Genomic DNA, 22,344 nt, shown 5'->3' with positions numbered 1-22,344 from the left:
GTGCGCATTTCGGCCCCGCCGGGCAGCCTGATGGTTGGACAGCGGTTCGATCGTTGCTACACTCCCCGAAATTCATTGCCGGAAAAATATGCACAAGTCCGCCGCCATCCTGATCGTCGACGACTACCTCCTGATCCGCACGGCCGTACGCCAGGTGCTGACGGAACTCGGCTTTTCCAACGTATTCCAGGCCGACAACGGCAAGGCGGCGCAGGAGCTCATGCGCAAGCAGACGATCGACATCGTGATCGGCGACTGGAGCATGCCCGTGATGAGCGGGCTGGACCTCTTGCGCTGGATGCGGCAGGATGCGCGCCATGCGCAGACGCCGTTCATGATGCTGACGGCCGAGGCCAACCCGGCATCCGTGCGCAGCGCGCTGCAGGCCGGCGTCAACGCCTATATGATCAAGCCGTTCACCGTGCACAGCTTCGCCAGCAAGTTCATGGGGATGATCGGCACGGTGCAGGAGGATTCGGGCGTAGCGACGCCCGCCGTGGCGACGGCCGGCGTAGCGACGCCCGCCGTGGCGACGGCCGCCCCGAAACCCGATCCGGCGCCCGCGCCGGTGCTCAGGCCCACGCCCGTCCAGGCCGACGTCATCGGCCTGCAGGCGCCGCTGGCCGAGCGCATCCGGAGTAGCACGGTATTGATCGTGGACGACGTGCCGACCAATATCGAAGTGCTGGTCGGCGCGCTGAAGGACGAGTACGCGATCAAGGTGGCGATCAGCGGCCGCAAGGCACTGGACATCGCCGCCGCCTTCCCCATCGATCTGATCCTGCTCGACATCATGATGCCCGGCATGGACGGCTTCGAGACCTGCCGCCAGTTAAAGGCCGATCCGAAGACGGCGCACGTCCCGATCATCTTCCTGTCCGCCAGGGACGCCGTCGACGATATCGTGGGCGGGCTGCGCCTGGGCGCGGTCGACTATGTGTCCAAGCCGGCCGATCCGACGATCCTCAAGGCGCGCATCGCCACGCACCTGGCGCTGTCCACGGCGATGGGCGATCTGAAGCGGCAGAACGCGCTGCTGGTCGAGAACGCGCACCTGCGCGAAGACGTCGAGCGCATGACGCGCCACGACCTCAAGAGCCCGATCGCCGTCACCCTGCACGCGAGCCAGGCACTGCTGGCCGGCGAGCTCGCGGAACCGCAGCGCGAGCATGCGCACATGATCGAGATGGCGGCCAACCACGCGCTCGACATGATCAACCGCACGCTCGACATCCACAGGATGGAAAAGGGCGAGTACCAGCCCGCGCTGCAGCCGTTCGACATCCACGCCCTGCTGGGACGCGTGGCCCAGCAGACCGAGCTGGCGTTCACGGACCGCCGCATCGCGATCCACTTCGCGGCCCCGAGCGATATCGTGTGCATGGGCGAATCGCTGCTGTGCTATTCGATGTTCTCGAACGCCTTCAAGAACGCGGCCGAGGCCGCGCCGCCGGGCGGCACGATCAAGGTCGACGTCGCGTCGGGCCCGGCATGCCTGCATGTCGTGATCGACAACGAGGGCGAGGTGCCGCTGACCATGCGCGGGCGCTTCTTCGACAAATACGCGACGGCCGGCAAGACGGGCGGCCTTGGGCTCGGCACGTATTCGATCCGCCTGATGGCCGAGGTCCAGGGCGGCGACGCCGCCATGGAGACGGGTGACGGGCATACGCGGTTGACCATCACCCTGCCTTGCGCCTGATGGTGCCTGATCACACGAGGAGCATCAGGTGCTCCCGCTCCCACGAACTGATCACGCGCGAAAACGTGGCGAACTCGAGTTCCTTCACTTCGCAGAACGCCTGCACGAACAACGGCCCCAGCATGTCGGCCAGCGCCGGACACCCGCGCAGCTGCAAGATCGCATCCTCGAGGTTGCGCGCCAGGTCGCCGTGGATGTGCTCGGCACTTTCCGGCGTCGGCGCGGACGGTTCCAATCCCTCGACCATGCCGAGGTAACCGCAGGCCAGGGTGGCCGCCATCGCCAGGTAGGGATTCACGTCCACGCCCGGCACGCGGTTTTCCACGCGGCGGCTGGACGGGCTGGAGTTCGGGATGCGGATGCCGCACGTGCGGTTGTCATAGCCCCAGTGCACGTTCATCGGCGCCGACTGGAAGCGCGACAGGCGCCGGTAGGAATTCACGTGCGGGGCGAACAACAGCATCCCGGGCGGCACATATTTCTCCAGGCCGCCGATGAAATGCCGGAACAGCGCGCTTTCCGAACCGTCTTCGTTGGAAAAGATATTGCGCCCGTCCGCATCGACGATGCTCTGGTGCACGTGCATCGCGCTGCCCGGTTCCGTCTCCATCGGCTTGGCCATGAACGTGGCAAAAATGCCATGGCGCAGCGCCGTTTCGCGCACTGCGCGCTTGAACAGGAACACGCGGTCGGCCAGTTCCAGCGCATCGCCGTGCGTAAAATTGATTTCCATCTGGCCGGCGCCGGCTTCGTGGATCAGCGTTTCGACGCCCAGGTCGTGCTGCTTGCAGAACGCCGACAGTTCCAGGAAGAACGGATCGAAGTCATTGACGGCATCGATCGAATACGATTGCCGGCCCTGCTCCGTGAAGCCGCTGCGGCCCGTCGGCGGACTCAGCGGTTCATGCGGATTCGTCGTGCGCGCGACGAGATAAAACTCCATCTCCGGCGCCACGACGGGCATCCAGCCACGCTGGGCATACATGGCGAGCACGCGGCGCAGCACGGCGCGCGGGGCCAGGTCAACCGGGGTGCCGTCGAAATTCGTGCAGTCGTGGATCACGAGGGCCACGCGTTCCGTGGCCCACGGCACGACGCGGATCGTGGCCGGGTCGGGCACGCAGATCATGTCGGGATCGGTCGAGCCGACATACGGGGTGTTGTTCGGTTGTTCGCCGTGGACTGTGTTCAGCAGGACACTCTTGGGCAGCCGCATGTGCTCGCCGGCCAGGAACAGGTCTTTCGGAAGAATCTTGCCGCGGGCAATGCCCGTCATGTCGGCGATGACGCACTCGACTTCGTGGATGTTGTGTTCGCGCAGGAAATCGCGCATCGGATTATGCGCTTCGGAATCCATCACACTCCTCACTTGATTCGATGCGATTCAATATAGCACCCACGATGTTTGCGCCGCGCGCGGGTCGGTGTCCCCTCCTCCGATCCGCAATTCGTTGCCCCGTTACCGCACTTCGCGTCATCGCCATCGCACCGGACGCCGTCCTGCGTCATACTTTCTGAATGGAACAGCTGACGACCACGACGATGACGACCCGCATGTGGCGTAATTACGCCTGCGGCTGGCTCGCCTACATGCTGTTGCTCGTCATCATGCTACGGCTGGCCAACACGAATGGCCCGCACGGCTTCGACTGGCACGGCATGATGCCCCTGCTGTGGAACGTGCCTCAGGCCCTCGTGCTGGCCCTGCACTGGCCGCTCAGCGGCTGGATGGAACGGCGCAACGCGTCGTTCACGATGCGCTGCCTGATCCACGTCGTGGGTGCGCCCACCTTCGCCATCCTGTCGTACGCGCTGCCGGCGCTGATCTACGGCACCACGCAGCCACCGTCGATGTATGTGTGGCCCGTGCTGTATTCGATGATGGAGTATGGCGTCATCGCCACCGCCTTCCACATGGTGCGCGCCAACGCGGCGCGGCGCCGCCAGGAAGCGGCCGTGCAGCAGGCCCACGCGCTGCTCGTCGCGACGGAACTGAACGCGCTGCGCAGCAAGCTCAATCCTCACTTCCTGTTCAATACGCTGCACTCGATCATCGCCCTCACCCGCAAGGATCCCAACGCGGCCGAGACGGCGCTCTTTCAATTCTCCGACATGCTGCGCTACGTGCTGGACACGGAAAAGACGGGCAACGACCGCGTCACGCTGGATGACGAACTGCGTTTCGTGCGCGACTACCTGGAGCTGGAAAGCCTGCGTCTGGGTTCCCGGCTGAAGGTCGACTGGGAACTGGACGTCAATGCCGGCGGCCATGTATTGCCCGCGCTGTCGCTGCAGCCGCTCGTCGAGAACAGCATCAAGCACGCTTTCAACCCGCACAGCCGGCCAGGCCGTCTGCTGATCCGCACGCGCGTCGACCAGCGCCGCGGGACGCTCGTGCTGTCCGTCGGCGACGACGGCCCCGGCGCCGACATCGGCCGCGTGCGCGCGTCGAACGGCCTGGGCCTGCGCACCGTCGAGCGCCGCCTGCAGCTCGAATACGGCACGATGGATGCTCTCGCCATCGACACGGCGCCCGGCGCCGGTTTCGTGGTCACGATGGCCATCCCGCTCGCCGCCAACGACAAGGATTTTGTATGAATGCCCGCACCGTGTTCATCGCCGAGGACGAGCCGCTCGCGCGCGACGTCCTGCGCGATTTCATCTATGCCCACGATGGCCTGCGCCTCGTGGGCGAAGCGGCCGACGGCGCCAGCGCGCTCGCGCAGATCGACCGCATCCGCCCCGACATCGTCTTCATGGATATCCAGATGCCCGAGATGACGGGCCTGGAAGTGCTGCGCCGCCTGGCCGTCGTGCCCGACATCGTGTTCACGACCGCGTACGACCAGTATGCCGTGACGGCGTTCGAACTGAATGCCGTCGACTACCTGCTGAAGCCTTTTACGCGGGCCCGGTTCGACGCGGCCGTCGTGCGCCTGCTCGAATCGCCCGGCGTCAGCGTACCGGCGCGCGACGTCATCGGCGGCGCCCTGTCGCTGGCCGTCGAGCGCGTACCGAGCCGCATCGAGCGCATCCTCGTGCGCGACCGCGGGCGCATTTTTCCGTTGTCCGTGAACGAGATCGCTTACCTGAAGGCGGACGCCAAGTACACCGCGATCTCCGCGCGTGGCCAGATTTTCCTCGTGCGCATCGGGATCTCGGAACTGGAAGCGCAGCTCGATCCTGGCCGCTTCATCCGCATCCACCGCTCGGCGCTCGTGAACCTCGATTTCGTGGATTCCATGCGCGCGGACGACCAGTCGCAGCTGGAGATCACGATGCGCGACGGCGCCGTGCTGACGGCCAGCCGGGAGGCGTCCAAGATACTGCGCGAGATGGCGATCTGACGGACGGCGCCCCGGCGGACGGCGCCCGGGACGGCAGACCGTTCAGCCCACCTGGATCCAGGTCGTCTTCAGTTCCGTGTACTTGTCGAACGCGTGCAGCGATTTATCCCGGCCGTTGCCCGACTGTTTATAACCGCCGAACGGCACCGTGATGTCGTCGTTGTCATACTGGTTCACGTGCACGGTGCCGGCCCGCAGCCGGCGTGACGTGCGGATGGCCTTGCTCATGTCCGACGTCCACACGGCCGCCGCGAGGCCGTACGGTGTCGCATTGGCCTGGCGGATGGCGTCGTCGAGGTCCGTGAACGACAGCACCGACAGCACGGGCCCGAAGATTTCCTCGCGCGCGATGCGCATGCCGCTCTCCACGCCGTCGAACAACGTGGGTTCGATGTACAGGCCACCCGTCTCCACGCGCGCCGCGTTGCCGCCCGCRAGCAGGCGCGCGCCGGCYGCCTTGCCGTCCTCGATATAGCCSAGCACYGTCTTCATCTGGRTCGMATCGACGATSGCGCCCATCACSGTSGMCTCGTCGAGCGGGTCGCCCGGSGYGTATTGCGGGATCAGGGCGAGGGCCTTGTCGAGGAAGGCTTGCCGGATCGGTTCCTCGACGAACAGCCGCGACGGCGCGTTGCAGCTTTCTCCCTGGTTGAAATAGATGGAACCGATGGCACCCGCCACGGCGGCGTCGAGGTCGGGACAGTCGGCGCACACGATATTCGCCGACTTGCCGCCCAGCTCCGTCCATGCGCGCTTCAGGTTCGACTGCCCCGCCATCTGCAAAATCTGCTTGCCCACGCGGGTGGAGCCCGTAAAACCGATACAGTCGACGTCCATGTGCAGCGCGAGCGCCTTGCCCGCTTCGTCGCCATAGCCGGGCAACACGTTGAACACGCCTTCCGGCACGCCCGCCTCCAGCGCCAGCTCGGCCAGCCGCAGCGACGTCAGCGGCGCCTTTTCCGACGGTTTCAGCACGACGCTGTTGCCGCTGGCCAGCGCCGGGCCGATCTTCCACGCGGCCATCAGCATCGGGTAATTCCACGGGATGATGGCGGCGACGACGCCGACCGGTTCGCGCGTGATCAACGCCAGGCTGTCCTGTGGCGCCGGTGCGACCTGGTCGTAGAGCTTGTCGATGGCTTCGCCGTACCAGCGGATGCAGTTCTGGGCCAGGCGCACGTCCACGCTCTTGCTGTAGCGGATGGGCTTGCCCATGTCGAGGGTTTCCAGCAGCGCCAGCTCGTCCTGGTTGGCGAGCATCAGGTCGGCGAAGCGGATCAGGATGCGCTTGCGCTCGGCCGGCGCCTTGCCGGCCCAGCGGCCGTCCTCGAACGCCGCTCTGCTGCTTGCCACGGCGGCATCGGCATCAAGCGCGTCGCAGCGGGCGACTTGTCCCAGCACGCGGCCGTCGATCGGGGATATGCAGTCGAAACGGACACCGGATCGTGCGTCGACGCGCTTGCCCCCGATGAGTGCGCGACCGTCGATCCGCACCATTTTGGAACGCTCATGCCAGTCTGAAGTGAGCATAATGTCTCCGTCTGGATGTCAACTTGTTGTCGCGTCGATACTAGCAAACAAAATCGATCCAAACGCCGATTTCTGCCGCTATAATCCGGAATTTTTCCCACCCGCATTTTCTCTTTCCGCCGTCGTACGGAGCACTTACTGATATGAACACCATCCTGATTTCATCCGTCGTGCTCTACCTGCTGGGCACGCTTGGCCTGGGCGTCTGGGCCGGCACACGGATCAAGGACACGTCCGACTTCGCCGTGGCCGGCCGCAGCCTGCCGCTGATCATGGTCGTGACGACCACGTTCGCCACCTGGTTCGGCGCCGAGACCGTGATGGGCATCCCCGCCAAGTTCGTGCAGGGCGGCCTGGGCGCCCTGGTGGAAGACCCGTTCGGCGCCGGCACCTGCCTGATCCTCGTCGGCCTGTTCTTCGCCGCCCGCCTGTATAAACTGAACCTGCTGACGATCGGCGACTACTACCGCGCCCGCTACGGCAAGGGCATCGAAGTGTTCTGCTCGGCCGCCATCATCCTGTCCTACCTCGGCTGGGTGGCGGCGCAGATCACGGCGCTGGGCCTCGTGTTCTCCGTGCTGACGGGTGGTTGGATGTCGGAGACGGCCGGCATGATCGTCGGCACGCTCGCCGTGCTGATCTACGTCGTCATCGGCGGCTTCCTGGCGGTGGCGATCACCGACTTCATCCAGATGATCGTGCTGGTGATCGGCCTGTCCATCATCGCGATGTTCTCGGCCCAGCTGGCCGGCGGCACGGACGCCGTCATCAATATGGCGCAGCAGAAAGACCTGTGGCATTTCCTGCCGGAAGGCAAATTCACCGACATCGCCTTCTTCGTCGGCTCGGCCGTGACGATGATGCTGGGCTCGATCCCGCAGCAGGACGTGTACCAGCGCGTGATGTCCGCCAAGAGCGCCCCGACCGCGCGCGCCGGCGCCGTGATCGGCGGCGCCAGCTACATCCTGTTCGCCTTCGTGCCGATGTTCGTCGTCGCGTGTGCAGTGATCGTCATGGGCAATGAAGCAATGGAAATGGCCAAGAGCGATTACCAGCGCGTGCTGCCGACGTTCGTGATGACGAAGATGCCGCTGATCATGCAAATCCTGTTCTTCGGCGCCCTGCTGTCGGCCATCAAGAGCACATCGTCGGCCACGCTGCTGGCACCGTCGACGAGTTTTACGGAAAACATCCTCAAGAACCTGCGGCCGGGCATGAACGACCGCCAGCAACTGCTCGCGATGCGCGTCACCATCGTCGTATTCGCGGCGCTCGTGCTGGCCTACGCGATCGCGATGAAGGGCACGTCGATCTACGACCTCGTGTCGTCCGCGTACCAGGTGACGCTCGTCGGCGCCTTCGTGCCGCTCGTCACGGGCCTGTACTGGAAGCGCGCGACGACGCAGGGCGCGATCCTGTCGCTGGCGGCGGGCATCTCCACGTGGATCGTGTTCTTCCCGCAGATTTCGTCGCTGGGCGAGGTTTTCCCGGGCCAGCTGGCCGGGCTGATCGCGGCGTTCGGCGGCATGTTCGCCGGGTCGCTGGCGCCGCAGGTGCTCAAGAACCGGCATGAGCCGCACAAGACCGCACTGAGCGTGTAAATAAGAAATGCCCCGATCGCAATCGGGGCTTTTTTTTTTGGCGAACGTGTTTATACGTAGGGTGGACACCCCGTGCCCACGCGGACGTTCGCGATGTGTTGGCGTTACGCGTGGGCTCGGGGAGCCCACCCTACAACCATCCCCGACTGACCACGTCCTTCAACGTCAAATCGAGACAAAGCCTGATCCGCTCCGCCATCTCATCGACCTGCGCACAGGTCATCACGAGCGGCGGCGCCACGATCATGCGGTCGCCCACGGCGCGCATGATGACGCCGTTGTCGAACATATGCTGCCGGCACACCATCCCCACCGCCAGCGCCGGCGCGAACGGTTCGCAGTCGTGCACGGTCGCGCCCTTGCTGCGCACGAGGTTCAGCCCGGCCGCCATGCCAAGGCTCTCCGCGTGCCCGACGAGCGGGTGTTCCGCCAGGCGCGCGAACGCGGCCCGCAGGTGCGGCCCCGTCTCGCGCGCCACCCGCTCGACCAGTTTCTCGTCCTCGATGATGCGCAGGTTTTCCAGCGCGGCCGCGCAGGCGACCGGGTGGCCCGAGTAGGTAAAACCGTGGTTGAAGTCGCCGCCGCGCTCGATCAGCGCGCGCGCCACCCGCTCGCCCACCAACACACCGCCCAGCGGCACATAGCCCGACGTGACGCCCTTGGCGAACGGGATCAGGTCCGGCCGCATGCCCAGGCGCTCACAGCCGAACCAGGTGCCGAGGCGGCCGAAGCCGCAGATGACCTCGTCCGAGATGAGCAGGATGCCGTATTTGTCGCAGATGCGTTGCACTTGCGGCCAATAAGTCTGCGGCGGAATGATGACGCCGCCGGCCCCTTGCACGGGCTCGCCGATGAAGGCGGCCACGCGCTCCGGTCCCAGTTCCAGGATCTTCTGTTCGAGCCAGTCGGCCGCCAGCAGGCCGAATTCCGCTTCGGACAGGCCGCGGCCGTGCAAGGCGAAGTTCGGCTGCTCGATATGGTGGATGTGCGGGATCGGCAGCGCGCCCTGGGCGTGCATCGCGGCCATGCCGCCCAGCGACGCGCCCGCGATCGTGCTGCCGTGATAGGCATTGTGGCGGCTGATGACGATCCGGCGCTCCGGCTGGCCCATCAGCTGCCAGTAGCGCCAGACCATGCGCAGCGCCGTGTCGTTCGCTTCCGAGCCGGAACTGGTAAAAAACACGTGTTCGAAACCGGGCGGTGCCAGGCCCGCCAGGCGCTCCGCCAGCTTGATGGCCGGCACGTTCGTCGTGTTGAAGAAGCTGTTATAGAACGGCAAGACGTCCATCTGGCGCACGACGGCTTGCGTGATGGACGTGCGGCCATAGCCCACGTTCACGCACCACAGGCCGGACATGCCGTCGATGATGTGGTGTCCTTCCGAATCCCACAGGTAGACGCCCTCCCCGCGCACCATCACGCGCGCACCGCGGGCACTCAGCGCGCCGTGGTCGGTGAACGGGTGCAAGTAGTGGGCGCTGTCGAGCTGTTGCAGCGCGGCCGTGTCATGGTCGTGGTTCTCCTGGACCGGCACGTGCAGGCCTGCCTCGAATGCCATGCTGTCGATAGTCATGATGATCTCCTCGTCGTCGTCGCATGGTCATACGTGCAGCAACAAGTGTTCCCGTTCCCACGGGCTGATTACGGTCATGAATTCCTGGTGCTCCAGTTCCTTGACCGCGGAATAGACGTCGATGAAGCGCTCGCCGAGCACGTCGCGCAGGCGATCGTCGCCGCGCAGCAGGGTCAGCGCCTCGGACAGGCCCTGCGGCAACTCGACCTTCATCTTGTACGCACTGCCCTCGACCATCGGCGTCGGCTCGAGGTGCTCCTGGATGCCGAGGTAGCCGCAAGCCAGCGTGACGGCCAGCGCCAGATACGGGTTGGCGTCGGCGCCGATCACGCGGTTTTCCACGCGCCGGTCCTGCGAGCCGGACACGGGCACGCGGAAGCCCACGGTGCGGTTGTCCACGCCCCATTGCAGGTTGATCGGTGCCGCCGTGTGGCGCACGATGCGGCGGTACGAGTTCACGTACGGCGCGACGATGGCCATCGCCGACGGCATGTATTTCTGCAGGCCGCCGATGTAGTGGCGGAACAGGTCGGATGGCGAGCCGTCCGGGTTGCTGAAGATGTTGCGGCCGCTCTCTGCATCCACGACGCTCTGGTGCACGTGCATCGCCGAGCCGGGCTCGCCAGCCATCGGCTTGGCCATGAAGGTGGCGTACATGTCGTGCTTCAATGCCGCTTCGCGCAAGGTGCGTTTGAAATAAAACACCTTGTCGGCCAGGCCCAGCGGCTCGCCGTGCTGGAAGTTGATCTCCATCTGGCCGGCGCCGATCTCGTGGATCAGCGTGTCGACGTCGAGGCCCATCATGTCGCAATAATCGTAGATGTCCTCGAACAGCGGATCGAATTCGTTGACGGCGTCGATACTGTAGACCTGGCGGCTCGTCTCGGACCTTCCGCTGCGGCCGATCGGCGCGGCCAGCGGCAGGTCGGGATCGATGTTCTTGGCCGTCAGGTAGAACTCCAGTTCGGGCGCGACGAGCGGCTTCCAGCCCTTTTGCGCATACAGTTTCAGCACGCGGCGCAGCACGCTGCGCGGCGCGAAGTCGACCAGCTTGCCGTCGGCAAAATAACAGTCGTGGATCACCTGCGCCGTCGGGTCCACGGCCCACGGCACCATCGTGATCGTGCCGGGGTCGGCCTTCAGGATCATGTCGCGGTCCGTGGTCGAGATCGCGCGGTCGAAGGCGTCGTCGTCGGAGGGCGAATTGCCGGTCACGGTCATGCCCAGCACGATTTCCGGCAGGCGCATGCCGCGGTCCTCGGTGAATTTGACGCGCGGCAGGATCTTGCCGCGGGCGACGCCGGTCAGGTCGGGGACCAGGCATTCGATTTCGGTGACCCGTTTGCCGTTGAGCCACTCGTCCATGTCGTTGTAAGAAAAATTGTCGCGGATAGCCATGATGTTTTCTCTGTCCGTTAATGGAATGCACGCGAGCGCAAGCGCGCCGCTCGCAGGCTGCGTTTGTCGAGCAGGGATCAGGGAAGCTATGGGACGGGCGTGACCGCCCATTTCGCGTCGGGGGTCATGTCAGGTTCCGTTTGTGTGCCTGGTAGGCGCGGCAGGCCTGGCCGAACGCGCCGAACATCTTCATCGAATGCGGATTGTGGACGATGCGCCATTCCGGATGCCATTGCACGGCCAGCGTAAAGCCGGACGAGCCGCGCACCGAGAAGGCTTCCACGAGCCCGTCCTCGGCCGTTGCCTCGACCACGAGGCCGGGCCCCAGCTCGTTCACACCCTGGCCATGCAGGGAATTCACCGGGATTTCGGGCAAACCAATGATCTCATGCAGCATGCCGCCCTCGACCAACTGCACCTTGTGGGCATCGCCGTACTGCTCGTCCATGCCGAGTTCCGGATTCTCGCGATGGTCGAAGTGACCCGGCACCGCCTGCACGGCCTGGTGCAGGCTGCCGCCCAGCGCCACGTTCATTTCCTGGAAACCACGGCAGATCGCAATGATCGGGATGCCGCGTTTGACGGCCGCGCGGATCAGCGGCAACGTCGTCTGGTCGCGCGCCGGATCCTGCGGCAACGAAGGGTCGAGTAATTCTTCGGAGTAATAGCTGGGGTGCACATTCGAGGCCGAGCCCGTCAGCATGATCCCATCGCACAGCGCGAGCATCGTCTCCAGGTCGAGCGCTTCCCCCAGCGACGGCAGGATCAGCGGCGCGCAGTCGGCACCGAGGACGACGGCGTCAATATACTTGTACTGGGCCGCGTGATAAGGGTGTTCACCGAAATCGCGGGTGCAAGCGGGGACGAAAACGATCGGGCGCATGGTCTCTACCTTGTCGTGAGCGCACACGAACCATCATACCTACAGAACGGTCCGAATGCGAGTGGCCGTTGTTTTAAATCAAGGAACGCGGGTTTCCAGGCAAAAGCTTCCCTGCGATCTGCTTGTCACCGGGTTCGCTGTTTGTAACCCATAGCAAAAGTTTAACGTCAACTGAAGAACGGTGCCAACACAAACGGCCCGACAGCAAACGACGTGCTATCGTGTTTTGGCCCGAACGACGAAGACGAGGTCCCCATGCTGAAGCTGAACGATCCCACCCTCTTCCGCCAGCAAGCCTGCATCGACGGCGCCTGGTGCGACGCCGACGAAGGCAAGACCGTCCCCGTCATCAATCCCGCCACCGGAGAAACGCTCGGTACCGTGCCGCACATGGGGGCCGCGGAAACCCGGCGCGCCATCGAGGCGGCGCGTGCCGCCTGGCCGGCCTGGCGCAAGAAGACCGCGCGCGAGCGCGCCCTCATCCTGCGCACATGGAACGACCTGATGCTGGAGAATGCCGCCGACCTGGCCGCCATCATGACAGCCGAGCAGGGCAAGCCACTGACGGAATCGAAGGGAGAAATCGCCTACGCCGCCTCGTTCTTCGAATGGTTCGGCGAGCAGGCCAAGCGCATCGAGGGCGATGTGCTGGAATCGCCGGCACCCGACCGCCGCATCGTCGTCACGAAGGAACCGATCGGCGTGTGTGCCGCGATCACGCCGTGGAATTTCCCGGCCGCGATGATCGCCCGCAAGGTCGCCCCCGCGCTGGCCGCCGGCTGCCCCATCGTGCTGAAACCGGCCGGGCTGACGCCCTATTCCGCCCTCGCGCTGGCCGTGCTGGCCGAACGCGCCGGCGTGCCGAAGGGGGTGTTTTCCATCGTCATCGGCGACTCGACGACGATCGGCGCCGAGATGTGCGCGAATCCCATCGTGCGCAAGCTCAGTTTTACCGGTTCGACGCCGACCGGCCGCCTGCTGATGGAGCAATGCGCGCCGACGGTCAAGAAACTGTCGCTGGAACTGGGCGGCAACGCCTCGTTCATCGTATTCGACGACGCCGACCTCGACGCGGCCGTCGAGGGCGCCCTGGCCTCCAAATACCGCAACATGGGGCAAACCTGCGTCTGCGCCAACCGCATCTACGTGCAGGATGGGGTCTACGATGCGTTCGCCGCAAAGCTGACGGCCGCCGTCGCGAAACTAAAAGTCGGCAACGGCATGGATCCGGGCGTGAACCAGGGGCCGCTGATCGAAGAAAAGGCTGTGGAGAAAGTCGAGCACCACATTGCCGACGCGTTGGGCAAGGGCGCCCGCCTGCTGCTGGGTGGCAAGCGCCATCCGCTGGGACTTACGTTCTTCGAACCGACGGTCCTCGCCGACGTCACGCCGCAGATGCTGGTCTCGAAGGAAGAAACGTTCGGCCCGGTCGCGCCGCTGTTCCGGTTCAAGACGGAAGACGATGTGATCGCGCTCGCCAACGACACGGAATACGGCCTCGCGTCGTATTTTTACGCGCGCGACATCGGCCGCGTCTGGCGTGTGGCCGAGCGGATCGAAACGGGCATGGTGGGCGTGAACACGGGCCTGATCTCGAACGAGGTCGCGCCGTTCGGCGGCGTCAAGCAGTCCGGCCTGGGGCGCGAGGGATCGAAGTACGGCATGGACGACTACCTCGTCATCAAATACATCTGCCTGGGCGGCATGTGATGGCCGAGGGGATATTCTCGGGATCGAGAGGCCGGACGGATTGTTGACGTATTACTTGGGTAGGTCGGCATAAGGTGGGCACGGGGTGCCCACCCTACGATACTCATGACTTGCCGTAGGGTGGGCGGCCTCCGCCCACCAAACGCATACGGACCGGTCAGCGTTTGTACTCGTGATACTTGCGCGCGTCGCCGCGCACCTGGTCGGCCGGGTATTTGGCCCGATTGAGCACCATCTTTTCCTGCACGKCGGCGAGCAGGTCGACGTCGAGCTTGTCGGCCAGGCGCACGAGATAGACGAGCACGTCGGCCATCTCGTGGCGCACTTCGGTGAGCTTGTCCGGGCCGAGTTCGTCCGCGCGGCCGTGCTGCAGCCACTGGAAGTGTTCCAGCAGCTCGGCCGCCTCCACCGTCAGCGCGGACGCGAGGTTTTTCGGCGTGTGGAACTGGTCCCAGTCACGCTCCGCGACGAACTCGCGCACGATGGCGCGCAGCTGGTCGAGTTCGCCGCCAGGCTGCATCACTTGTTGCCGCCTTCCAGGTAGCCCTTCAGGACGCGGTCCAGCTTCGGCTGGATTTCTTCGTAGCTGCTGACGGTGATGCCGAGGTCGCGCAGCAGGCCGTCGTTCACGCCGTAGACCCAGCTGTGGATCGTGACATTCTGACCGCGTTCCCAGGCGTCGCGCACGACGGTCGTCTGGGCGATGTTGATGACCTGCTCGGCCACGTTCAGCTCGACGAGACGGTTGGTGGCGGCCACGCCGGCCACGTTGCCGAGGTATTTGCCGTGCTTCTCGCGCACGTCGCGCACGTGGCCGAGCCAGTTGTCGGCCAGGCCGACGCGGGTATTGGTCAGTGCCGCGCCCACGCCCGAGCAGCCGTAGTGGCCGCACAGGATGATGTGCTTGACCTTCAGCACGTCGACAGCGAATTGCAGCACGGTCAGGCAGTTCAGGTCCGAGTGGGAGACGACGTTGGCGATGTTGCGGTGCACGAACAATTCTCCCGGCGCCATGCCGACGAGTTCATTGGCGGGCACGCGGCTGTCGGAGCAGCCGATCCACAGGTATTCCGGGGATTGCTGGGATGCCAGGTCCTTGAAGAAGTCGGGATCCTCGTTGATCATCGAGGCCGCCCACTGGCGGTTGCGTTCGAAGAGGTCTGCGGCGGTGAGGCCGGTCGGTGTCTTTGCCATAGTTTTCCTGTTTTTTCTGATCGGCCAGGGCGGCCGAACGCCATTCCCGCGCGGAACGCGCCTGCCATAGCCGGCGGAGAATGGTGCGTGGTGGTTACGCCAACGTTTGACAACGTTAGCAAAAGACTCACTCTACAGTGAAAAAAAACCGCCGGGGCTCGCGCTCCCGGCGGTCCATTCGCTATCTTACTCGAAGAAGTCCTTCACCTTGTCCATCCAGCCCTTGCTTTGCGGACTGTGCTTCGCGCCGCCCTCGTTCGTCAGGCGGTCGAATTCGCGCAGCAGGTCTTTCTGCTTTTCGGTGAGCTTGACGGGCGTCTCGACCACGACGTGGCAGAACAAATCACCCGAATAGCCCGAGCGCACGCCCTTGATGCCCTTGCCCTTGAGGCGGAAGGTCTTGCCGGTCTGGGTGCCTTCGGGGATCGTGAACGAGACCTTGCCGGCGAGGGTCGGCACTTCGATCTCGCCGCCCAGTGCAGACTTCGAGAACGAGATCGGCATTTCGCAATGCAGATCGTCGCCTTCGCGCTGGAACACCGGGTGCGGCTTGATATGGATTTCGACGTACAGGTCGCCCGGCGGCCCGCCGTTCGTGCCCGGTTCGCCGTTGCCGGTCGAGCGGATGCGCATGCCGCTGTCGATGCCGGCCGGGATCTTCACTTCCAGCGTCTTGTTGCGCTTGATGCGCCCCGCGCCGCCGCAGGCCGCGCACGGTTCCGGAATGATCTTGCCGCTGCCGTGGCACTTCGGGCAGGTCTGCTGGATCGAGAAGAAGCCCTGCTGCATGCGCACCTGGCCGTGGCCGTGGCAGGTCGAGCAGGTGACGGGCGACGTGCCCGGCTTGGCACCGCTGCCGTGGCAGGTGTCGCACTTGTCCCAGCTCGGCACGCGGATCGTCGTGTCGAAGCCGGCGGCTGCCTGTTCCAGCGAAATTTCCAGGTTATAGCGCAGGTCGGCGCCGCGGTACACCTGCGGGCCCGAGCCGCGGCCACGGCCGCCGCCGAAGATGTCGCCGAAGATGTCGCCGAACGCATCGCCGAAGCCACCGGCGCCAAAACCGCCGCCCATGCCACCGTTCGGATCGACGCCAGCGTGACCGTAGCGGTCGTAAGCCTCGCGCTTTTCCGGATTGGTCAGCATCTCGTAGRCTTCCTTGACCTCCTTGAACTTCTCTTCCGCTTCCTTGTTGTCGGGATTGCGGTCCGGATGGTACTTCATCGCAAGCTTGCGATAGGCCTTCTTGATCTCGTCTTCCGAAGCAGTCTTCGCGACGCCGAGAATCTCGTAAAAATCACGCTTTGCCATTTGTCGGCACCTTGCTGTCTATCTACAAAAGAACTGTGGCGGACCAGGCTGACACCTGCGAACGCACAGCCCAAAAGGATACGAGTATACAGTGAGCATTACGGGCTTGCGCGACTCGACCATAAAAACAACGGCCGGGTCGCCCCGTGGATTCTGGACACCACAAAAAAACCGAGCCGGGCACCATGAGGTCGCTTCGGCTCGGCGGGTTGCAGCGACGGGGCCGGCCGTTCAGCCCGCCCCGCCAGGACGTATTATTTAGCGTCCTTGACTTCCTTGAAGTCGGCGTCGACGACGTCGTCATCCTGCTTGGCCGACTCGGCGCCCGGCTGCTGGCCACCGGCCTGCGCGCCCGCGGCGCCCTGCTGGGCCTGCATGTCGGCGTACATCTTCTCGCCCAGCTTCTGGGCGGCAGTCGACAGTGCAGCCACCTTGGCGTCGATCTCGGCCTTGTCGCCCGACTTGATGGAACCTTCCAGGTCGGTGATCGCGGCTTCGATCTTTTCCTTCTCGCCGGCGTCCAGCTTGTCGCCGTACTCGGTCAGGGACTTCTTGGTCGAGTGCACCAGCGCGTCGGCCTGGTTGCGCGACTCGGCCAGCTCCTTGACCTTCTTGTCCTCTTCCGCGTTCAGCTCGGCGTCCTTCACCATCTTCTGGATCTCGTCTTCCGACAGACCCGAGTTGGCCTTGATGGTGATCTTGTTCTCTTTACCGGTGGCCTYGTCCTTCGCGCCCACGTGCAGGATGCCGTTGGCGTCGATGTCAAAGGTCACTTCGATCTGCGGCGTGCCGCGCGGTGCCGGCGGGATGCCTTCGAGGTTGAACTCGCCCAAGCCCTTGTTGCCGGCGGCGATCTCGCGTTCGCCCTGGTAGACCTTGATGGTCACGGCCGGCTGGTTGTCGTCGGCGGTCGAGAACACCTGCGAGAACTTGGTCGGGATCGTGGTGTTCTTCTGGATCATCTTGGTCATCACACCGCCCAGGGTTTCGATACCCAACGACAGCGGGGTCACGTCCAGCAGCAGCAGGTCCTTGCGGTCGCCGGCCAGCACGGAGCCCTGGATGGCGGCGCCGACTGCGACGGCCTCGTCCGGGTTAACGTCCTTGCGCGGATCCTTGCCGAAGAACTCTTTGACTTTTTCCTGCACCTTCGGCATACGGGTCATGCCGCCGACCAGGATGATGTCGTCGATGTCCGAGACCTTGACACCGGCATCCTTGATGGCGACGCGGCACGGCTCGATGGTCTTGGCGATCAGTTCTTCGACCAGCGCTTCCAGCTTGGCGCGGGTGATCTTCAGGTTCAGGTGGACCGGCGCGCCGTTCGCCATGGCGATGTACGGCTCGTTGATCTCGGTCTGCTGCGACGACGACAGTTCGATCTTCGCGCGCTCGGCCGAAGCCTTGATGCGCTGCAGGGCGATCGGATCCTTCGACAGGTCGAGGCCGTTGATCTTCTTGAACTCATCGATGATGTAGTCGATCACGCGCTGGTCGAAGTCTTCGCCGCCCAGGAACGTGTCGCCGTTGGTCGACAGCACTTCGAACTGCTTCTCGCCGTCGACGTCGGCGATCTCGATGATCGACACGTCGAACGTACCGCCGCCGAGGTCATACACGGCGATCTTGCGGTCGCCCTTGTCGGTCTTGTCCAGGCCGAATGCCAGCGCGGCCGCGGTCGGCTCGTTGATGATGCGCTTGACGTCCAGGCCGGCGATGCGGCCGGCGTCCTTGGTCGCCTGGCGCTGCGAGTCGTTGAAGTACGCCGGGACGGTGATGACGGCTTCCGTCACTTCTTCGCCGAGGTAGTCTTCGGCGGTCTTCTTCATCTTGCGCAGCACTTCGGCCGAAATCTGCGGCGGTGCCAGTTTCTTGTCGCGCACACCGACCCAGGCGTCGCCGTTGTCGGCCTTGGTGATCGTGTACGGCATCAGGCTGATGTCCTTCTGGACTTCCTTCTCGTCGAACTTACGGCCGATCAGGCGCTTGACTGCGAACAGGGTGTTCTTGGGGTTGGTCACGGCCTGGCGCTTCGCCGGCGCGCCGACCAGGATCTCGCCATCTTCCTGATAAGCGATGATCGAAGGCGTAGTACGGGCGCCTTCCGCATTTTCGATGACCTTGGGCTGACCATTTTCCATGATCGCCACGCAGGAGTTGGTGGTGCCCAGGTCGATACCGATGATTCTGCCCATAATATTTTCCTTTTTAGTACTCAGTTTTCAGATGTGTCGAATATTGGGAAATGTCGCTTGGTTTCAAGAGCTTGTTCGGCCCGATCGCGACATTATTTCGGTGCCGCAGCGGTCACGATGGCCGGGCGCAGCAGGCGGTCGGCGATCATGTAGCCCTTCTGCAGCACGGTGACCACGGTGTTCGCTTCCTGGTCGGACGGCACCACGGCCACGGCCTGGTGCTTGTTCGGGTCGAGCTTGTCGCCCGGCTGCGGCATCACTTCGACCAGACGGTTCTTCTCGAACGCGGCGGTGAGCTGCTTCAGCGTCATCTCGACGCCTTCCTTGATCGATTCGACCGTCGGCGCTTCGACTTTCAGCGCCATTTCGAGGCTGTCGCGCACGGGCACCATGGCCTCGGCGAAGCTTTCGATGGCGAACTTGTGGGCCTTGCTCACATCTTCCTGGGCACGGCGGCGAATATTGTCCGCCTCGGCCTTGGCACGCATGAAGGCGTCGTGCATCTCGGCCAGCTTGGCTTCGGTGGCGCTCAGCTGTTCTTCGAGGCCGGGCTCAGCCGCCGGCGCCCCCTGGGCTGCCGCGGCGGCCGCGGCTTCCGCTTCCGGCTGATTGGTCACCTCTTGGTTTTCTTGGTCTTGCATCGAAAAAACTCCTGAAATCAAGGACTTGGCTGATTGATTGGACGATTGCATGGTCACACAGCCCCCCATATTGGGCAATCGCCTTTATTTTCAAGGGGAATTGCTGAACTAATATGGAAGAATCGCGTAGTCTTTTGTTACAAGATTTACTTGCTCGTCGTCACCATCGACAGCCGGACGTTCTACTATCGTTCTGTTAAGACATCCCCGCGGACCGAAACGAAACGATGGGAACGATCATGAAACTGCATCTGATAAGCGGCGCCGTGCTCATCTACACCCTGCTCGCGCTGGCTGCGATTTGCCTGGCGGAACTGGGGGCGGCGCCGCAAAGCGTGGCATTCTAACATCCCATCGATGAAAGAACGACGTAGGGTGGGCGGCCTCCGCCCACGCGAACGTTTGCGGTTTGTTGGCGTCCGCGTGAGCACAGGGTGCCCACCCTACGCATCAATTCGGCGGTGTTTTATTACGCGCCCATTTTCGCGGCTTGCTCGCGCGCGATCTCCGCATCCCTGCGTCGCGCCTCGCGTTGCGCGGGCGTGAGCATCGTCGGCCAGCCGATCAGGTGCTGCTCGGCGATCTCGGCCATGCCGACGATCCAGGCCGGGTTGTCGTTCAGGCATGGAATATAATGGTAAGCCTCGCCGCCGTTCGATTCGAAATCGTGACGCACCTCCATGTTGATTTCTTCCAGCGTCTCCAGGCAGTCGCTGGTAAAACCGGGGCACATGACGTCGATCCGCTTCACGCCGCCCTTCGCCAGCTGTTGCACGGTCGGCGCCGTGTACGGCTGCAGCCATTCGGCGCGGCCGAAGCGTGACTGAAAAGACACCAGATACTGGTCTTGTGTCAGGCGCAGGCGGGCCGCCAGCAGGCGGGCCGTGCGGTGACACTCGCAGTGGTACGGGTCGCCCAGCAGCAGGGTGCGCTTGGGCACGCCATGGAAGCTCATCACCAGTTTCTCGCCGCGTCCGTGCGTCTCCCAGTACGCTTCCACCGATTCCGCCAGCGCCTCGATATAGCCTTCGTGGTCGTGGTAATGCTTCACGAGGCGCAGCTCGGGGATGTTGCGCACCTTTTTGTAGTGGTCGAAAACGGCGTCCCAGATCGACGCCGTCGTCGTGCCGGAATACTGCGGATACGCGGGCAGCACGACGATGCGCTCGACACCGCGCGCCTTCAAATCGTCCAGCACGTCCGGCAGCGCGGGCGCGCCGTAGCGCATCGCCAGCGCCACCTCGACGTCGGCGTGGCCGCGCTGTGCCAGTAACGCCTGCAACGCGGCCGCCTGGCGTTCCGTGTACACCTTCAGCGGCGAACCCGCGCGGGTCCAGATCGTGGCGTACTTCTGCGCCGACTGGCCCGAGCGGAACGGCAGGATCGCGCAATGCAGGATGATGTTCCACACGGCGCGCGGGATCTCCACGACGCGCGGATCGGACAGGAATTGCTTCAGGTAGCGCCGCACCGCGGGCCGCGTCGGCGCATCGGGTGTGCCGAGGTTGACGAGGACGATGGCGCTTTTTGCGATGGTGCCGTGCTGGTGCGCCGGCTCGTTGTTGAAGGGCATGGTGGCCTTGTTCAGGACGCGAGCAGTTCGCGCGCGTGCTTGCGCGTCGTCTCGGTGATCTCGATACCGCCCAGCATGCGCGCCACTTCCTCCACGCGGGCCTTGTTGTCGAGCACGTCGATGCGGGACACGGTCTTGCCGCCGTCCGTCGTGCCCTTGGCGACCTGGAAGTGCTGGTTCGCCTGGCTCGCCACCTGCGGCAGGTGCGTCACGCACAGCACTTGCCGGCTCTGGCCCAGGCGTTTCAACAGGCGGCCGACGACTTCCGCCACGCCGCCGCCGATGCCCGTGTCGACCTCGTCGAAGATCAGCGTGGGCACCGTCGTGGCGTTGGCCGTGATGACGGAGATCGCCAGCGAGATGCGCGCCAGTTCGCCGCCCGACGCCACCTTGGCCAGCGGCCGCGGCACGACGCCGGCATGGCCGGCCACGAGAAATTCGACCTGCTCGAGGCCGTACACGGCGGGCTCGCAGGCGTTCAGCGCGACGACGAAGCGGCCGCCGCTCATCGACAATTCCTGCATCGCTTCCGACACCTGCGACGACAGCCGCTGGGCCGCCTGCGCACGCGTCGCGGACAGCTTTTGCGCGGCCGCCATGTACACGGCTTTCGCTTTTTCTTCCTGCTTGCGCAGGCCCTCGACGTCGCTGGCGTCGGCCAGCTGCTGCAGCCTGGTTTTCAAGGCCGCGTGTTCTTCCGGCAGTTCCTCCGGCGTGACGCGGAACTTGCGGGCCGTGCTGTGGATCGCGTCCATGCGCGCGTCGACCTGCGCCAGGCGGTCCGGATCGAGCTCGACCTTGTCGACATACGTGTTCAGCGCGTACACGGCTTCCTGCAACTGGATGCGCGCCGGCTCCATGCAGTCGAGCACGGCCTGCAGGGCGGCATCGACGCCGGCCAGCTTGGACAGCTTCTGGTTCAGCGAAGACAGCTGCGACAGGATCGGCTGCTCCGATTCCGACAGCGCATTCAACGCTTCCTGCGCGCCTTCGATCAGGCTCGCCGCATGCGACAGGCGGCTGTGTTCATTGGTGATCTCGGCCCACTCGCCCGGCTTCACGGCCAGCTTGTCGAGCTCGCCGACCTGCCATTCGAGGCGCTCGCGTTCCAGCAGCACGTTCTTGGCGTTCGTCTCGAATTCCTCGCGCTGGCGCGCCAGCGCCTTCCACGCTTTATACGCGGCCGCGACTTCCTGCACCTGGGCGCTGGCGTCCGGGTCGCGCACGGCGACCTGGTTGTCCAGCAGGGCGCGCTGGGCATCGAGCTTGAGCAGCGACTGGTGCGCGTGCTGGCCGTGGATGTCGACCAGCAGTTCGCCCAGTTCGCGCAGCTGGCTGGCGGTGGCGGCACTGCCGTTGATATAGGACTTGGAACGGCCGGCGTTGTCGATGACCCGGCGCAGCAGCGCACCGCCCTCGTCGCAGCCGAACTCGTTCTGTTCCAGCCAGCTGCTTGCGGCCGGGGTCAGGGCGAAATCGGCGCTGATGTCGGCCCTGGCCGCGCCTTCGCGCACCATGCTCGCATCACCGCGGCCGCCCAGCGCGAGCTGGAGCGCATCGATCAGGATCGACTTGCCGGCGCCGGTCTCGCCGGTGAGCACCGTGAAGCCGTTCGAGAACTCGAGCTCGATCGTGTCGACGATGACGAAGTCGCGGATGGTCAGTGTGCGCAACATGAAGAAACAGGTC

The 22,344-nt window shown here is 64.5% G+C and carries 17 protein-coding genes; 5 read left to right on the top strand and 12 right to left on the bottom strand.

Translation table 11 applies throughout. The annotated features are described in order from the left end of the window. The first annotated feature begins 88 nt into the window (after positions 1-88). Positions 89-1,702, top strand: coding sequence for a response regulator (locus tag AC1DYX_RS00605; protein WP_477255220.1), 1,614 nt, complete (start codon positions 89-91; stop codon positions 1,700-1,702). A 10-nt stretch (positions 1,703-1,712) separates the two neighbouring features. On the opposite strand, the gene AC1DYX_RS00600 is transcribed toward AC1DYX_RS00605, so the two are convergent. Continuing rightward, positions 1,713-3,059: a glutamine synthetase family protein gene (locus AC1DYX_RS00600; protein WP_477255218.1), complete on the bottom strand. Its 1,347-nt coding sequence runs from the start codon at positions 3,057-3,059 to the stop codon at positions 1,713-1,715. Positions 3,060-3,220: 161 nt separating this feature from the next. On the opposite strand from AC1DYX_RS00600, the gene AC1DYX_RS00595 reads away from it, so the two are divergent. Both AC1DYX_RS00595 and AC1DYX_RS00590 read left to right on the top strand, forming a co-directional pair. Next, the gene (locus tag AC1DYX_RS00595) at positions 3,221-4,300 is read left to right on the top strand and encodes a sensor histidine kinase (RefSeq protein WP_477255216.1); all 1,080 of its coding nucleotides are present in this window, start codon (positions 3,221-3,223) and stop codon (positions 4,298-4,300) included. Further along, positions 4,297-5,049: a LytR/AlgR family response regulator transcription factor gene (locus AC1DYX_RS00590; protein WP_477255214.1), complete on the top strand. Its 753-nt coding sequence runs from the start codon at positions 4,297-4,299 to the stop codon at positions 5,047-5,049. The genes AC1DYX_RS00595 and AC1DYX_RS00590 overlap by 4 nt, the downstream gene beginning before the upstream one ends. A 42-nt stretch (positions 5,050-5,091) precedes the next feature. Here the strand turns inward: AC1DYX_RS00590 and AC1DYX_RS00585 are convergent, their stop codons facing one another. Then, complete coding sequence (locus tag AC1DYX_RS00585; RefSeq protein ID WP_477255212.1) at positions 5,092-6,579, bottom strand: aldehyde dehydrogenase; 1,488 nt, start codon at positions 6,577-6,579, stop codon at positions 5,092-5,094. 143 nt (positions 6,580-6,722) lie between these two features. Between AC1DYX_RS00585 and AC1DYX_RS00580 the strand changes: the two genes are divergently transcribed. After that, positions 6,723-8,180 carry a high affinity choline transporter 1 gene (locus AC1DYX_RS00580; RefSeq protein ID WP_477255210.1) on the top strand — a complete coding sequence of 486 codons (1,458 nt, stop codon included), beginning with the start codon at positions 6,723-6,725 and terminating at the stop codon, positions 8,178-8,180. Positions 8,181-8,310: 130 nt separating this feature from the next. Here the strand turns inward: AC1DYX_RS00580 and AC1DYX_RS00575 are convergent, their stop codons facing one another. From AC1DYX_RS00575 to AC1DYX_RS00565, 3 genes are all read right to left on the bottom strand, one after another. After that, on the bottom strand, positions 8,311-9,738 hold the full coding sequence (locus AC1DYX_RS00575) for an aspartate aminotransferase family protein (protein ID WP_477255273.1): 1,428 nt from the start codon (positions 9,736-9,738) through the stop codon (positions 8,311-8,313). A 42-nt stretch (positions 9,739-9,780) separates the two neighbouring features. Continuing rightward, the gene (locus AC1DYX_RS00570; RefSeq protein ID WP_477255208.1) at positions 9,781-11,151 is read right to left on the bottom strand and encodes a glutamine synthetase family protein; all 1,371 of its coding nucleotides are present in this window, start codon (positions 11,149-11,151) and stop codon (positions 9,781-9,783) included. 124 nt (positions 11,152-11,275) lie between these two features. Beyond that, positions 11,276-12,034, bottom strand: coding sequence for a gamma-glutamyl-gamma-aminobutyrate hydrolase family protein (locus AC1DYX_RS00565; RefSeq protein WP_477255206.1), 759 nt, complete (start codon positions 12,032-12,034; stop codon positions 11,276-11,278). Between the two features lie 255 nt (positions 12,035-12,289). Between AC1DYX_RS00565 and AC1DYX_RS00560 the strand changes: the two genes are divergently transcribed. Continuing rightward, positions 12,290-13,744 carry an NAD-dependent succinate-semialdehyde dehydrogenase gene (locus AC1DYX_RS00560; protein ID WP_477255204.1) on the top strand — a complete coding sequence of 485 codons (1,455 nt, stop codon included), beginning with the start codon at positions 12,290-12,292 and terminating at the stop codon, positions 13,742-13,744. Between the two features lie 157 nt (positions 13,745-13,901). Here the strand turns inward: AC1DYX_RS00560 and AC1DYX_RS00555 are convergent, their stop codons facing one another. From AC1DYX_RS00555 to recN, 7 genes are all read right to left on the bottom strand, one after another. Next, positions 13,902-14,264: a nucleotide pyrophosphohydrolase gene (locus tag AC1DYX_RS00555; RefSeq protein ID WP_477255271.1), complete on the bottom strand. Its 363-nt coding sequence runs from the start codon at positions 14,262-14,264 to the stop codon at positions 13,902-13,904. After that, a complete protein-coding gene (gene can, locus AC1DYX_RS00550; RefSeq protein WP_477255202.1) occupies positions 14,264-14,938 on the bottom strand; it encodes a carbonate dehydratase in 675 nt (224 codons plus the stop codon). Before can ends, AC1DYX_RS00555 begins: the two co-directional genes overlap by 1 nt. Positions 14,939-15,124: 186 nt before the next feature. Further along, a complete protein-coding gene (gene dnaJ / locus AC1DYX_RS00545; RefSeq protein WP_477255200.1) occupies positions 15,125-16,246 on the bottom strand; it encodes a molecular chaperone DnaJ in 1,122 nt (373 codons plus the stop codon). Positions 16,247-16,500: 254 nt separating this feature from the next. Next, positions 16,501-18,441 carry a molecular chaperone DnaK gene (gene dnaK / locus AC1DYX_RS00540; protein WP_477255198.1) on the bottom strand — a complete coding sequence of 647 codons (1,941 nt, stop codon included), beginning with the start codon at positions 18,439-18,441 and terminating at the stop codon, positions 16,501-16,503. A 92-nt stretch (positions 18,442-18,533) separates the two neighbouring features. Then, positions 18,534-19,082 (bottom strand): nucleotide exchange factor GrpE, encoded by a 549-nt coding sequence (grpE, locus tag AC1DYX_RS00535; RefSeq protein WP_477255196.1) that lies wholly within the window; start codon positions 19,080-19,082, stop codon positions 18,534-18,536. 469 nt (positions 19,083-19,551) lie between these two features. After that, the gene (gene hemH, locus AC1DYX_RS00530) at positions 19,552-20,655 is read right to left on the bottom strand and encodes a ferrochelatase (RefSeq protein ID WP_477255194.1); all 1,104 of its coding nucleotides are present in this window, start codon (positions 20,653-20,655) and stop codon (positions 19,552-19,554) included. Between the two features lie 11 nt (positions 20,656-20,666). After that, positions 20,667-22,331, bottom strand: a complete 1,665-nt coding sequence (recN, locus tag AC1DYX_RS00525) for a DNA repair protein RecN (protein ID WP_477255192.1) — start codon at positions 22,329-22,331, stop codon at positions 20,667-20,669. Positions 22,332-22,344 lie beyond the last annotated feature (13 nt).

Source organism: Massilia sp. P2_C2 (assembly GCF_056404615.1).
This window is presented reverse-complemented; position numbering and strand designations above follow the sequence as displayed.